We start from the raw sequence: 14,049 nt of genomic DNA on the forward strand, positions 1-14,049 counted from the left end.
GTAGTCTTGTTTCGAAGATACAAATTGATAGCTCAGAACGGAAGAGCGTCCAAATCCGTATTTCCACCACATAGGATGATTCCTACGCGTTTACCGCGAAACTTCTCTGGATACCGTCTCACCGCCGCCAAGGGCACACCGGCTGATGGCTCTATGATTTGCTTCATTCGCGACCAAGTCCATTTTGTTGCGGCAGCGATTTCATCTTCATTCACGAGTAGGATTTCGGATGTGTACTTTTTGATGACGGGGAAGTTGATAGATCCAAGGCTGGTTCTGAGTCCATCTGCAATTGTGGCGGCCCCGGAAGACGGTATGATCTCGCCGGCTTGCAATGATTCATAGGCGTCTGAAACCAGTTCGGGCTCCGCGGCGATGACTTCAATATTTGGATTGATGGCTTTTGCGGCGAGACAAGTCCCGGCGAGAAGCCCGCCACCACCCACGGCAACTATTATAATATCAAGGTTGGGCACGTCTTCTAGCAGTTCTAGTGCTGCGGTACCTTGACCCCAAATCACATTTTCATTGTTAGATGGGTGGATAAAATGCCCACCTGTTTCAGCCACAATTTCAGCCGCCATTTTTTCGCGAGCTTCCTGTGTAGGTTCACAAAAGGAGATTTGGGCACCGTAGCCAATCATGGCTTCCAGTTTCGATTTAGGCGCATTTCTGGGCACAACCACATGTGCAGGAATACCGAGGCTTTTGGCGGCGAGAGCCACTGCTTGTCCGTGATTTCCTGAGCTGTGGGTTACGAGCCCGAGTTTGCGTGAGCTGTCTGACAACCGCATGGCGGCATGTGTAGCGCCCCTCATTTTGAAGGCGCCCATGCGTTGAAGATGTTCGGCTTTGAAGAAGAACTCGGCGCCAACCTCGTCATTCAGCGAGCTGCTTGTGAGAACTGGGGTTCTGTGCACGTATGGCGAAATGAGGTTGAGCACCTCTTTGTGGAAGGATAGATTTGGATGCATGTAACAAAAATAGCCCCCATATAAATACGGGGGCTATCGAGGGTCAAATAGTGAGCCTTGCGGCTCAACCAACCAAAAACCTAACCTATGAAAAACTACCCTCTACATGATAAGCGACTTCATGTAGGAAAACCCGCACAGGAGGGTGGGAGAGAGGGAGTTAAAGTTTTGTGAAGGGGCTGGAAGCCCTTTTTATTAAGGGCTAAGGAAGAGTTGTTTACAACGAACTCTTAAGGCCTCGTTCCTCGGCAAGGGCGCGATTGCGCAAGAGTGCAGAAGAACTATTGGCTTTCATGATTAAGTTGCAGCTGCGATTAATTTCTGGCGAAGCTTGATCTTATGACTTTCATTCGCCGAATGCGTTGCTGAGGAACGAAGCCTTAATCTTGCTAGTGGTGAAGATTCTTCCTAGTTCATAGTCAGGTCAATGGGAGATTATCTGAAGCTATGGTATGGTCGAAGTGGGTGGATTTGTGCATTGAGAAGTAATCTGCTGACTTTCATTCGCAGAATGCCTTGCTGAGGAACGAAGCCTTAATCTCGCTAGCGGCGAAGATTCTTCCTAGTTCATAGTCAGGTCAATGGGAGATTATCTGAAGCTATGGTATGGTCGAAGTGGTAGGATTTGTTCATTGAGAAGTAATCTGCTGACTTGCATTCGCAGAATGCCTTGCTGAGGAACGAAGCCTTAATCTCGCTAGCGGCGAAGATTCTTCCTAGTTCATAGTCAGGTCAATTGGAGATTATCTGAAGCTATGGTATGGTCGAAGTGGTAGGATTTGTGCATTGAGAAAGAATCTGCTGACTTTCATTCGCAGAATACCTTGCTGAGGAACGAAGCCTTAATCTCGCTAGCGGCGAAGATTCTTCCTAGTTCATAGTCATGTCAATTGGAGACTATTTGGAGCTATGCTATGGTAGAGTTGAAGTGGTAGGATTTGTGCAATGAGAAGGAATCTGCTGTCTTGCATTCGCAGAATGCCTTGCTGAGGAGCGAAGCTTAAATCTCGCCAGCGACGAAGATTCTTGCTTGTTCACAGTAAGATCAATTAGAGTCGATATGAAGGTGTGCGATGGTAGAGTTGAAGTGGTAGGATTTGTGCAATGAGAAGGAATCTGCTGTCTTGCATTCGCAGAATGCCTTGCTGAGGAACGAAGCCTTAATCTTGCCAACGGCGAAGATTCTTGCGAGGTACGAGCTTACCCTTTTCCGCGTAGCGGAATAAAAAAAGAGACCGCCTCTCGACGATCTCCTCCAAAACCTAACGTGCACACTCGCTTTGATGAGGTCCTTTTACAGAGCAAAGCTAGTAGACGTTAACGCACAATTATCGGTGTACTACGAGTACACGAGACTGGAAAAGGATGTCTTTAGAAAACACCTTAACTATATAGGCCGCTTCTTGAAGGTGACGGAAGCGGAAGTGGCGAAGTTCCCCATACGAGCCTTGCTTGCGATCAATTACACGACCGTTCATGTCGTATACGAACATCGCAATCGGCTCGTCATCATTCAAAGGGAGATCCATAGTGAACTCACTTCCAATGCTGGGGTTAGGGTAAAGTTTGAGGGCTTGTACTTGTGCCTCCTCAGTTCCGAGGTCCGCAGGCTTGCGGTCTGGATCCTCATTCGGATTGTCTGGCGTCGTACGAACCGCCGGAGTGGTTTCGTCTGGACCAGGAGTGGTTGGTTGAGCAAGCGCCGGAGCACTTATTAGGAAGGTGGCTATCGCCGCGGTGAGAAGTGGTTTTAGAGCTTTCATGGTGTGAGTTTTTAAGTTCTTGTTGTTTCAGTGTGTGTTGTGTGTTTTTGTTGATTGCGGTTGCTCAACCGCTCTCGTGCCATACTATTGAAAACGGCGTGCCAACGCGAAAACAGGGCGTTTTTGGACGTTTATTAACAAAAAGTGTCCGATTGTGAACAGTTGTTCGTTCGGCTTCGGACACCCGTACCACGCCGATATACCTTACATTTGGCACAGTAACCCCGCTCAACTAGCCTCAAGTGCTTCAAACTTTTAAGCGACTTACAGGAGACACCGCATTGTATGGATTGAGTAGCATCCTTGGACGTGTTCTCAATTTTGTGCTCGTTCCACTTCATACGAGCTATATGACACGGGCGGAGTACGGTGTGAATGCCGACCTCTACAGCATATTAGCCTTTCTCATGGTGCTGCTTACCTATGGCTTTGAGACAGGGTTCTTCAGATTCACAGAGAAGTACAAGGATAAATCCGATCTCGTTTTTGCTACTGCGACCCGCAGTATCCTCGTTTCAACCGCATTCTTCTTAGGTGCCGTTTTTCTTTTCGGTGATTCTATCCTCAAGGCAATGCGCTATGAGGATCATCCCGAGTTTCTCTTCCTGCTCCTGGGGATCATATCTGCAGATGTCATCGCCGCAGTTCCTTTGGCAAAGCTTCGAAGCGACCGCAGAGCAAGGCGATTTGTGCGAAATCGATTAACTGTTATCGCCATTAACATCCTCATGAACTTGTTCTTCTTCATGCTCTTGCCAGAATTGGCGAAAGGCACCGGAAGTACGGCCGAGTGGGCGAAGGGTATGATGGATGTGGATAATCTGGTCGTTTATGTGCTCGCCGCCAACATTATCGCCAACGCCGCTATGCTATTGGATTTAGCACCTATCATTTGGAAGGTTCGCAAGGGGTTTGATTGGCAGATTTGGCGCGAGATGTTCAAGTTTTCATTCCCACTCATGCTGGCCGGCCTTGCAGGAGTTGCGAATGAGATGATCGACCGACAGTTCATCAAGTATCTTCTACCTAAGGATGTTGCGGAAACCCAACTCGGTATTTACTCGGCAATCTATAAGCTCTCTATTGCACTTGTGCTTTTCAATCAAGCATTCCGTTACGCAGCGGAACCACTCTTCTTCTCTGAAGGAGCAAAGGGAACGGATCGAAAGCTTTTCGCACAAATTCTGCGAGCCTTCACCATTGTTATGTGCTTTGGCCTGGTAACTGTCCTCGCTTTTGCCGACCCACTTAAAGAGCTCTTTATTCGCGATGATTCGTTCTGGGTAGGGATGGATGTTCTCCCAATCCTGCTACTCGCCAACGTGATTCTGGGTCTTCACACAAATATCTCCATCTGGTACAAGCTGGCCGACCGCACCTCCTTCGGTATGGTCATCACGGGGATTGGTCTCGTATTCACCATCGGATTAAACGTGTATTTGATACCGAAGATTGGAATCATGGGTGCGGCCTGGGCAACACTTGCTAGTTACTCGGCTATGGCGGCTTCTTCGTACTTGTTCGGACAGAAGTATTACCCTATTCCATATCCGATTGGAACCATCCTGCTTTACCTTTTTATTTCATCGGTATTGGGCTATCTTGCCTTCGAATACGCCAGACCAGACTTTCTCGTTCAATTGGGCTGCATTTTAGCCTTTGTGGCAACCGTAGCATTTAACGAACGCAAGCTGATACAACTGGTAAGCGAACGCATTAGAAAAAGATGATGAAGGTAAAGTTGATTAATAAGTCACACCACGCCACACCTCAATATGCCACCCCGCTTTCTGCTGGGCTCGACCTTCGAGCTAATCTCGAATCTCCGATTGACCTCAACCCAGGTAGCCATACGTTGGTAAAAACTGGTCTGTTCATGGAGCTTCCGGCAGGATACGAGGCTCAGGTTCGTCCGCGCAGTGGATTAGCCTTCAAACATGGAATTACCGTATTAAACAGCCCGGGGACAATCGATGCAGATTACCGCGGCGAGATAGGCGTGCTCCTCATCAATCATGGAAGCAATCCCTTTAGAATTGAAGATGGAGAGCGCATCGCTCAGCTTGTTATCGCAAAGCATGAGCAAGTTACTTGGGAAGAAGTTCCCGCATTAGAAGAATCCGACCGCGGAAGTGGTGGATTTGGATCAACCGGAAAATCATAAGCTTAACCCGTTTACTCATGAAGATTATTGTACCAATGGCCGGTAGAGGTAGCCGCCTCAGACCTCATACGCTCACAGTACCAAAACCACTCATTCCCATCGCTGGTAAACCAATCGTTCAACGATTAGTGGAGGATATCGTGAAAGTTGCCGGACAGAAAGTTGAAGAAATTGCCTTTGTTATTGGCGATTTCGGCAAGGAAACGGAAGATCATCTCATCAGCGTTGCCGAATCTCTCGGTGCCAAAGGGTCAATCTACCATCAAGATGAACCATTGGGAACCGCACACGCCATTCTGTGCGCAAAGCCATCTATCACTGGTCCGTGTGTTGTAGCCTTTGCCGACACACTATTCCGTGCTGACTTTACGCTCGACACTTCTAACGACGGAGTGATCTGGGTGAAACGCGTAGAAGATCCGAGTGCTTTTGGTGTAGTGAATATGGATGATGAAGGCACAATCACAGAATTTGTAGAAAAGCCTACTGAATTTGTGTCTGATCTTGCCATCATCGGGATCTACTTCTTCAAAGATGGAGATAACCTCCGCGATGAGCTTCAGTATTTGATTGATAACAACATTACCGATAAAGGCGAGTATCAGATTACAGATGCGCTCGACAATATGAAGAACAAAGGGCTCAAGTTCAAGCCCGGCAAGGTGGATGAATGGATGGATTGCGGTAACAAAGACGTTACAGTAGACACCAACAACCGCATTCTCACTTTCTTGAAAGATGAGGAGAACCTAGTTTCCGATGATGTGGTTCTTGAGAACTCCAAAATCATTGAGCCATGCTACATTGGTAAAGGTGTGGTTTTGCGCAATTCTACTGTTGGTCCGCACGTTAGCGTGGGGAACGGAACCGTTATTGAGAATTCGAACATTAACACGACCATCATTCAAGAAGACAGCGTGGTGTCGAACATGAACTTGGAGAATTCCATGATTGGTAACAAGGCTGTTCTCGACGGTAATTTCAAATCAATCTCACTCGGCGATTACTGCCGTTTGGAATCTTAATTATTTGAAGCTAAGCTCAGTATTCATATTGATTTTCGCGCTCAGCGGCGTTATCGCACCTGCTCAGGAAGATACGCTCGAGGTGCGCATCCCAGATGCCGAGCTTTCTGCCGAAACGCAGTACCGATTTGCGCAGGCCTTCTTCGAAGCTCAGAGACTCAAGTCTATCGGAAATGAAGAGGAGGCTTTTAGCGCATTTATGAAGTGTGCCGAAATCAACCCGAACCATCCCACTGTGAACTTCGAGCTTGGCAACTATTACCTCAATGAAGGGAATACAGCCAAGGCAAAGGAGTATTTGAATAAAGCCTTGGCAGTCGACGACAGTAATGTTTGGGTGGCACGTTCGCTTTGGGAAGTTTCAAAACGAGAGTTTGATAAATCAGCAGAAGCAGAAGCCCTTCGAAGGTTGATGCGACTAGACGAAGCCAATCCCGAATACATCTGGGAAATGGCGATGGTGCATTTAGAAATGGGAGAGCCCGATTCGGCCATCGCAAAGATGGATCGCCTCGAAGTTCTGTTGGGACCAAACACGGCGCTTACCGATCAAAAGATTCGCATTTATTTGGACGAAGGAGATTATGCATCAGCCGAAACCTTGCTCAAGGAGGCGATTCAAAAGTTTCCGAATCAGTCTGAATACAGGGGTCGACTTGCCGAGTTTTACAAGCAACTGGGACGCAAGGATGAGGCCATCCAAGTTTTTCAAGAGATTCTCGAAATCAACCCGAATGACCCTAGAGCTCACATGCAAGTGGCCGAGATGTTGTTCACTCAAAACAAAGTGGATAGCGCTCAGTACCACCTGCGTAAGGCCATTGGTAGTAAAGACTTGGGGATAGATCCAAAAGTGGGCGTCATGGGAGTGTTCATGCAGCTCGCAGATTCGCGCCCAAGTGTACTCCCATTTGCATTCGAAATGCTCGACACCATTATTTCTGTTCACCCGCACGACCCCAAGGCCTATGTGCTAAAAGCAGACTTCTCCATTAGGGCGAATAGGCCGATGGAGAGTAGGAATCTGTGGCGGAAAGCGACCCGGCTTCCGGGAGGAGATAAGTGGGTTGTGTGGCAAGAGATATTGAAAACCGATGCCCAATTAGCGTGGTGGGACTCTTTGCAAGTGGATGCTGAAAACGTTTTAGAGCTATATCCAAATCAACCAGGAGGATATTTCTTCCTGGCAATTTCACACTTAGAACGTCAGCAATACGATGAGGCCATTGCCGCTTTAGAAGACGGCGAGCTATACGCCATGGGCAGTCCAGAATTGCATCAGCAGTTCATTATGGAGTTGGCAAGGGCACATCACTTGGCTGGAAATTATGATGAAAGCGACGACTACTTTAAGCAGCTCGTCGACCGAAATCAGTACGATGCCTTGGCCCGTAACAATTGGGCATACTATTTGGCATTGAGAGAAGAGAAGCTGGTCTTTGCCATGAATTTGATAGATCAAGCCATAGAACTTCGTCCGCATGAAGCCAACTTCTGGGACACTAAGGCTTGGATTTACTATCGCATGAAGAATGACGAACGCGCCTTCGAAGCCATTGAGAAAGCAATCGAATATGGCGGGAGCTCTTCGCCAGACATCATGGAGCATAGAGGTGATATTTTATCCGCTTTAGGAAGAATGGATGAGGCCCGATCAGCTTGGAATAGAGCCATCCAGTTGGGTGGTAATGCCGATCGAATTAGACAAAAGTTAGATGCGCTACAGTAAGCACATATCCGTAATTGCACTCCTGTTTTTGGTTGCCGCTTGTGGACCAAAAGAGTTGCTCTTCGACGTATCCACAGATTCGGTTGAAGAGAAAGACTTCTTTTCAGCCATGCGAACAAGCCTCGATTCTGCCAACGTGGTGGAGTTTGTAGGTTCGGCCAATTACGATTCTCCAGACCAAGAGGTTTCCTTCGGATACACCATTCGCATAGCAAGGGATAGCGTGATTTGGATGGACATTACAGATCCGTATGTTGGGTTGAAGCTAGCGCGAGCTGTGATTTATCCTGATAGCGCAGTGATGTACAATCGATTTGAAAAGTCATGGATGGCTGGAGGAGCAGAGGTTGTGAAAGAGGCCTTTGGGGTTAGTTTGAATTTCTACCACCTTCAAGCTGTTCTTTTGGGTGAACCGATGTTTATTCCAGAGAAGAGTGATGATATATCCTTATCGGTAGAGCCGGGGATAGTATTGGTAGACGCGATTGGTGATCCGGCAGACTCACTGTTTCAGTATACATCACCCGTGTATCAGTATAAATATGGCTATGTGCGCGGTCTACCTCTTACGAGACAGTCTATTAATGACAGTCTAAGAAGTGTCGATATCAATTATACCTATTTAGAAACGGATACCGGTATTCCGTATGACGTGATGTTAATGCTGAACTGGGATGGCAAAATATCAATCCAATTCAACCACAGAGATGTGTTGAGAGATGTAGATTTGTACATTCCTTTTAGCGTACCAGATGGATATGAGCGCATTCGCTAAGTACATTTCACTCGTCTTTATGGCATTGCTTCTGAGCTTGTCGGCCGTTGGTCAGCAAACGAAGAAGGAAGAGCTTCGCAGCCGAAAGATTCAGCTGCAAGATGAGATCGAATTGGCGAATAAGATTCTCGAAGAAGCACGTCAGAATCGCCAGGCGACGGTGACTTCACTACAAACCATCAATCAAAAACTCAGAATTCGAGAAGAGCTCCTCCGTACCATTGACCGTGAAATTGAGCTTATTGAAGAAGAGATAGAAGAACAAGAGGATCACATTCAATCCTTGAGAAATGAGATTGACACACTCAAGGCTGAGTATGCTGAGATGATCCGTCAGGCCTACAAGTCGAAATCGGAAACAGGTCGACTGATGTTCGTTCTTTCAAGCCAGAACTTTGCACAAGCGGTACGCCGGGTTCAGTATCTCCGACAGTACAGTTCATATCGTCGACAACAGGTAGCGGCTATTGAGGAGAGACAAGCGGAGTTAGAGCATGAAATAGATATGCTCAGCCGACAGAAGGAAGAAAAGGAGGGACTTCGCGTACAAAAGGAATCAGAGCGCAATTCCATTCTGGCCGAAAGGCAGGAGCAACAGCGCGCCATTGTTGAGCTTCAGGAAACGGAAGGGTCGCTCGAATCTCAAATCTCCTCTAAGCAGGCAGAGGCCAACCGTTTGGAAGAAGAGATTCAGAAAATTATCGCCGAAGAAATTCGAAAGGAAAGAGCACGAGCACAGCGAAAGGCATTGGAAGATAGGGCGCTCTCGGCTGGCTTGGTAAAGGGGACAGACTTCAACGATAGAACCAGCAACTCAAGATTGGAGACCCTCATTGCCGAAGCACGGGCAAGGGCAACGACGCCAACACCAGAGCCAGAGCCGGCAACGTCTTCTTTTGCTATGACACCTGACGTGGCGAGGTTAGCTCGAAACTTTGAGGCGAATAAGGGTAACTTACCTTGGCCGGTAGAAAGAGGAATTATCGTTGGTCGATTCGGACGTCAGCCGCACCCAGCGAATCCTACCATTAAAATCAACAACCCACACATTGAGATTGGAACGCAGGCGGGTTCTGAAGCCCGTGCAGCTTTTGACGGAGTGGTCATCCGCGTGATTAGAATTCCAGGCTCGCCGTTCACGGTCATTGTACAACATGGTAATTACTACACCCACTACGGCAACCTAAGTGAGGTGTATGTGAAGGAAGGGGAGCAGATTACTGCACGTCAAAATCTAGGTAGGATTTATACAGATCCAGTTGACAGTCAAACTGTTTTGCAGTTCGGTCTTTGGCAGAATGATCAGCTTGAGGATCCATTACCTTGGCTGTCTCGTTAAAAAACTAACTGACTTTTATTGACACAACATTCTGTGGTTTGGGATATATTTAGGCCAAACCAGAATGAAACATGAGACATCTTGTGAAGACAATTGCCCTTTTAGGGGTGATGTTGCTTACCCATCGCGGAGCTGCCCAGCTCGTTAGTAGTCAAAGTATTTCCTATTCACCTCAGCCTGTACTCGAATGTAATTCGACCGGTGCATTAGTGGGTGTTCAAAAGAATTGTACCAACATCGCTTTAAATGGAACAGGGGCTTCAATAGGAGCGGATACGACCACCATTGTGTTAGATTATACTTTGGGGCCGATTTGTTTAGGAGCCATAGCGAATGTGACTGAATCAGTTTCAGTAGGTCAGATTCCCTCAACATGCACTACAATTGAAGTCATTTGTAACCTGAATGGCACGCTAGACGATATCTCTTATTATCCAATTACGGTTGGTGCTTGCTGCCAAGTCACGGCCGATTTCAATATCATCCCTTCTAATACGATTTGTATTGGAGATACGGTTCAGTTTGAAAATGCCTCTGCTTCTGCAACGGGCTTCCGATGGTATGAAGGGAGTACATTGGTTTCAACATCGGTTGACCACATGGGACTCTTCTCTCAGCCAGGACAATTTCAAATTAGTCTAGTTGCCTATGATACGGCATGTTCAGATTCCATAACGAAAACCATTACCATGGTAGATCCGTCGGTTGATTTGGGTGCGGATACCGCCGTTTGCTTGTCTGCCGGATACATGCTTAGCGCGGGAGCCAATCGCGATAGTGTAATGTGGTCTACCGGAGAAACAACAAATACGATTGTTGTGAATCAACCTGGGACATACCAAGTAACTACGTATACCAACAAGTGTATGGGTGTGGACTCAATCGTTATTTCGGGGTTGACAGAGCCCGAGGTTCAATTGGGTGCTGATACGGCCATTTGTGTTGGAGATACGCTTTACCTCGATGTGACACAATCGGGTTCTGCCACCTACTTGTGGAACGATGGTTCAACCTCCGCTACTTACGCGGTAGGAGGTCCAGGTCAATATTACGTTATGGTCACTAGCGGCGATGGTTGTATGGCAGCCGACACTATTGAAGTAACTCTCGACTCTTGCTTTGCGAGTTTGATCGAGAACGAAATTTCACTTTCGATTTATCCCAACCCAACGTCGGGAAGTATTCAAATCAAATCGGAATCATTTGATTCAGGAACGACGCTTGAGGTGCTGTCAGTTTCGGGACAGCGCGTGACATTACGCGAGCTGGAAACCGGTGTGGAAGTCCAAACGGTTGACTTGAGCGAGCTCAATTCTGGAGTTTACATGATTCGAATTTCGAATGAGCTCGGGGCTACGACTCGAAGGATCATTATAGAATAAGGGGGAAATACAAAGGCCGCCCATCTCTCGATAGGCGGCCTCCTCCTCAACTCAACACTTGGACGTCTTAGAAGACAAATCCTAGTGTTAAACTTGCAGCCTGATAGTCAGGTGTATTGTAACGCTCTTGGAAGAGTTGGTTCAGGTCGTACTTCGCGGTAACGCGGAAGGCTCCCCAACCAATCTGTCCCATAAGTCCATATCTCCATTGGTTAGATAGGAAGTGATCGTCGATATCTTCCTCAATCTTATCTCCGTTGAAATCGCGGTAAACGGTTTCGCGTTCAGAAGAAAGACGCACACCGCCGTATCCACCTACGCCAACGTTGAATCCCTTCCCGATACCCTTGCCACTGAAGTCAAGTGAGAACATTACTGGGATGTCCATGTAAACGATATCGAATTCGGTTTCATTGATGGTTACGTCAGTTCGTGGTTCGAATACCACTGCTGGCTCACCGCCGTTGTCGTACTTGATTAGAGACTCTTTAGTCTCGAAGTTGTGCCATGAGAAGTTCAATCCGTACTGGAAGAATACAGGGCTTGTTGATCCGAGGCGAACTTTATGTCCAAACTCTAGGTCGTACGTCCATGAGTCGAAGAAGTCAACTTCAGCATCGCCACCCGCGAGTTCCATATTAGAATTATACAAGGTGTTCCAACCGAAGTGGAATCCGAAAATGCCTTCGCTCTTCTTGTAGCCCTTGTCTTCGTCTACAATGATATCTTCTTTCACGCGATCTTGAATACGCACACCGTTTTCGTCGATGATGATGGTTTGGTTACCGTTACGGATTTCGGTTCGCTCGCGGTTTTCTTCCATTTCTTCGGCTCCTCTTTCCCATTGTTCGGCCCAGCTTTCCCACTGCTCCTCTTGGGCTTCGGCGCGATCCTCGTAGGCTTCGCCCCACTCTTCCATCATTTCGCCGAGTACTTCTACTTTCTCTTCGAATTCTTCTTCCGCGATTTCAGCTTCTTCTTCAGCTTGCTCTTCGGTGATTTCACCGGCTTCTTTACGCGCTTCGATGTCGGCCATCTTTGCAGAAAATTCTGCGCTCGCTTCAGCCATTCCTTGCGAGAATTTTGACATCATACCGTTGATGTCTACATCACCAAGTTGGGTGAGGTCTTCGGAGAGGATGATGATTTCTGAACCGTTAACGTTCACACGCACGGTGTCTTGTGCGAGTCCAGAAATGCTGAATCCTACCAGGGCAAATAGTGTTAGAATCAGATTTTTCATGAGTTCTTGTTTTTGTTGATTTAGTTATTGTTCTGTTGTTGAATTGTCGGTGTCTGGTGTGAATTTTTGGATGATCGGGCTGAGGTTGATGCTCACTTCCGGCCATCTGATGTTTTCTTTGCTTGGAGCTTCAAGGGATTTCCCTTGGATTAGATTGTCGAACTGCTGTTCTGCGTAATCGCCGAGTGCAACCTTCTCCGTTTCCGTATCTGCTTGTGCTAAATCTTCCTGCGCGGGCTCTGCCTTCTTGAGGTATCTATACGGATCAATTTTCACTTCGACCCCAATTTTTGGCGAGGCATCTTGTGCTTGGCGATCCAAGTTTTCAACCACGTCGCCGCTACTTGTTTCCGTATTCATTGCAAGGGTGCGGTTCTCTTCTTGAGATTCATTTTGACGACCTTGAGCAATGCGTTCCGTTGGACGAGAGGTCTCTCTGCGTGGGGAGCTTGATGGCTGGACCTTGTCCGCATCATCAGCAATACTGTTCACTCCTGGAGTTTCCTCTTGCAAATCCTCAAATTGAGGTGTGTCGATTACCGCATCGGGAGTAGTATTAGGGTTGTCCTCCGGCTTTTCGATAGTGATGCCATTGTCTGGCAAGCCTCCATCATTCTGGTAGTTATCGTACAACCAGCTTGAAACGGCGAATACAAGAGTGATTGATGCTGCAACGCCGATAAACCAACCACGTCGACCCGCTTTGTGATCGTCGAGACGCGGCTCCATCTTAGACCACAGGTCGGCGCTAGGCTCAACCTTCGCGTTGGCGAGGTGGGTCTTAAAGTGTTCGTCTATTGGATTCTTTTCGCTCATGGCTTGTACAGATATTTTGCTTCCGTAACGCGCTCTTGTAATTGTTTTCTAGCTCGGCTCAATTGTGATCTGCTCGTTTTTTCGTCAATCTCGAGCATCTCTGCAATTTCTTTATGTCCGTAACCCTCGATGGCGAACAGGTTAAATACTGTTCTGTACCCGACGGGTAGTTCTTCTATGAGTTGAAGAAGTGCGGCTGTGGTTTCTTTCGATTCCATCGGAGCGTGATTTGGCTCCGGCCAATCTTCTTCTTCGCTTTCTACGAAGAGGTTTTTGCGGTATCTGAGGTGATTTAAACTTTCGTTCACCATGATGCGTCGCATCCACCCTTCGAAAGACCCATCTCCGCTGAAGTCATCAATCTTATTGAAGATTTTGATGAAACCGTTCATAAGAACTTCTTCGGCCTCTTCAACACTCTTCACATACCGCACACACACCGCTAGCATCGTACTTGCGAAGCGATCATAGAGCTCGTGTTGTGCTTTTCTGTCGTAATCACGACAGCGCTCTATCAGTTGGTCGGTTGTTGAGTTGAGTCGGAAGAGTTTCACTTTCGTTGGGTCTTCAATTATATAGACACCCTATTTTTTGGAAACGTTGCACGGGGGGTGAATTTTTTTTGAAAAAGATTGAAATGAGGTGTGCAGAAGGTAAAGTTAGGGAAGGTGGGGTAAAGTGTTTTGAGAATAGAGGGTAGCTTCGAAATGCTTGATACATTGGTCATACTGAGTTGCGGAGGAATGGCAGGGGGCCTCCAACCTCCTCCCCGAGGATAAGTTACGAACTCCGCAATTCAACCTCCGATTCTCACCCACCTTTAACTCAAAATCGCCCCG

General features: G+C 47.3%; 12 protein-coding genes. 7 read left to right on the forward strand and 5 right to left on the reverse strand.

The features are described 5' to 3' along the window. Window positions 1–32 precede the first annotated feature (32 nt). Complete coding sequence (locus tag F8C67_RS04055) at window positions 33–974, reverse strand: pyridoxal-phosphate dependent enzyme (RefSeq protein WP_151666534.1); 942 nt, start codon at window positions 972–974, stop codon at window positions 33–35. A gap of 1,328 nt (window positions 975–2,302) precedes the next feature. After that, window positions 2,303–2,737 carry a T9SS type A sorting domain-containing protein gene (locus tag F8C67_RS04060; protein WP_151666535.1) on the reverse strand — a complete coding sequence of 145 codons (435 nt, stop codon included), beginning with the start codon at window positions 2,735–2,737 and terminating at the stop codon, window positions 2,303–2,305. 242 nt (window positions 2,738–2,979) lie between these two features. Here F8C67_RS04060 and F8C67_RS04065 point away from each other — a divergent pair, with 242 nt between their 5' ends. From F8C67_RS04065 to F8C67_RS04095, 7 genes are all read left to right on the forward strand, one after another. Next, window positions 2,980–4,467 (forward strand): oligosaccharide flippase family protein, encoded by a 1,488-nt coding sequence (locus F8C67_RS04065; RefSeq protein ID WP_151666536.1) that lies wholly within the window; start codon window positions 2,980–2,982, stop codon window positions 4,465–4,467. After that, the gene (gene dut / locus F8C67_RS04070; protein WP_151666786.1) at window positions 4,467–4,901 is read left to right on the forward strand and encodes a dUTP diphosphatase; all 435 of its coding nucleotides are present in this window, start codon (window positions 4,467–4,469) and stop codon (window positions 4,899–4,901) included. The genes F8C67_RS04065 and dut overlap by 1 nt, the downstream gene beginning before the upstream one ends. A 17-nt stretch (window positions 4,902–4,918) precedes the next feature. Then, window positions 4,919–5,926, forward strand: a complete 1,008-nt coding sequence (locus F8C67_RS04075; protein WP_151666537.1) for a sugar nucleotidyltransferase — start codon at window positions 4,919–4,921, stop codon at window positions 5,924–5,926. 4 nt (window positions 5,927–5,930) lie between these two features. Beyond that, window positions 5,931–7,655, forward strand: coding sequence for a tetratricopeptide repeat protein (locus tag F8C67_RS04080; RefSeq protein WP_170266355.1), 1,725 nt, complete (start codon window positions 5,931–5,933; stop codon window positions 7,653–7,655). Continuing rightward, window positions 7,642–8,430 carry a DUF4292 domain-containing protein gene (locus F8C67_RS04085; protein WP_151666539.1) on the forward strand — a complete coding sequence of 263 codons (789 nt, stop codon included), beginning with the start codon at window positions 7,642–7,644 and terminating at the stop codon, window positions 8,428–8,430. The genes F8C67_RS04080 and F8C67_RS04085 overlap by 14 nt, the downstream gene beginning before the upstream one ends. Further along, window positions 8,414–9,769, forward strand: coding sequence for a murein hydrolase activator EnvC family protein (locus F8C67_RS04090; protein WP_170266356.1), 1,356 nt, complete (start codon window positions 8,414–8,416; stop codon window positions 9,767–9,769). Before F8C67_RS04085 ends, F8C67_RS04090 begins: the two co-directional genes overlap by 17 nt. 71 nt (window positions 9,770–9,840) lie before the next feature. Next, window positions 9,841–11,151, forward strand: a complete 1,311-nt coding sequence (locus F8C67_RS04095; protein WP_151666541.1) for a T9SS type A sorting domain-containing protein — start codon at window positions 9,841–9,843, stop codon at window positions 11,149–11,151. A 67-nt stretch (window positions 11,152–11,218) separates the two neighbouring features. Here the strand turns inward: F8C67_RS04095 and F8C67_RS04100 are convergent, their stop codons facing one another. From F8C67_RS04100 to F8C67_RS04110, 3 genes are read right to left on the reverse strand one after another with little or no spacing between them, the layout of a single operon-like run. Continuing rightward, window positions 11,219–12,394, reverse strand: coding sequence for an outer membrane beta-barrel protein (locus tag F8C67_RS04100; RefSeq protein ID WP_151666542.1), 1,176 nt, complete (start codon window positions 12,392–12,394; stop codon window positions 11,219–11,221). Window positions 12,395–12,418: 24 nt separating this feature from the next. Continuing rightward, window positions 12,419–13,210: a hypothetical protein gene (locus F8C67_RS04105; RefSeq protein ID WP_151666543.1), complete on the reverse strand. Its 792-nt coding sequence runs from the start codon at window positions 13,208–13,210 to the stop codon at window positions 12,419–12,421. Continuing rightward, entirely contained in the window at window positions 13,207–13,764 is a 558-nt protein-coding gene (locus F8C67_RS04110) for an RNA polymerase sigma factor (protein ID WP_151666544.1), read from the reverse strand. Before F8C67_RS04110 ends, F8C67_RS04105 begins: the two co-directional genes overlap by 4 nt. Window positions 13,765–14,049 lie beyond the last annotated feature (285 nt).

The sequence above is a fragment of the Phaeocystidibacter luteus genome, assembly GCF_008933115.1.
GTDB lineage: Bacteria > Bacteroidota > Bacteroidia > Flavobacteriales > Schleiferiaceae > Phaeocystidibacter > Phaeocystidibacter luteus.

What these genes read in the sequence shown, in the direction of transcription:
- F8C67_RS04055 (WP_151666534.1), bottom strand. Translation starts at nt 974, where the DNA reads ATGCATCCAAATCTATCCTTCCACAAAGAGGTGCTCAACCTCATTTCG.
- F8C67_RS04060 (WP_151666535.1), bottom strand. Translation starts at nt 2,737, where the DNA reads ATGAAAGCTCTAAAACCACTTCTCACCGCGGCGATAGCCACCTTCCTA.
- dut (WP_151666786.1), top strand. Translation starts at nt 4,467, where the DNA reads ATGAAGGTAAAGTTGATTAATAAGTCACACCACGCCACACCTCAATAT.
- F8C67_RS04075 (WP_151666537.1), top strand. Translation starts at nt 4,919, where the DNA reads ATGAAGATTATTGTACCAATGGCCGGTAGAGGTAGCCGCCTCAGACCT.
- F8C67_RS04085 (WP_151666539.1), top strand. Translation starts at nt 7,642, where the DNA reads ATGCGCTACAGTAAGCACATATCCGTAATTGCACTCCTGTTTTTGGTT.
- F8C67_RS04090 (WP_170266356.1), top strand. Translation starts at nt 8,414, where the DNA reads ATGAGCGCATTCGCTAAGTACATTTCACTCGTCTTTATGGCATTGCTT.
- F8C67_RS04095 (WP_151666541.1), top strand. Translation starts at nt 9,841, where the DNA reads ATGAGACATCTTGTGAAGACAATTGCCCTTTTAGGGGTGATGTTGCTT.
- F8C67_RS04100 (WP_151666542.1), bottom strand. Translation starts at nt 12,394, where the DNA reads ATGAAAAATCTGATTCTAACACTATTTGCCCTGGTAGGATTCAGCATT.
- F8C67_RS04105 (WP_151666543.1), bottom strand. Translation starts at nt 13,210, where the DNA reads ATGAGCGAAAAGAATCCAATAGACGAACACTTTAAGACCCACCTCGCC.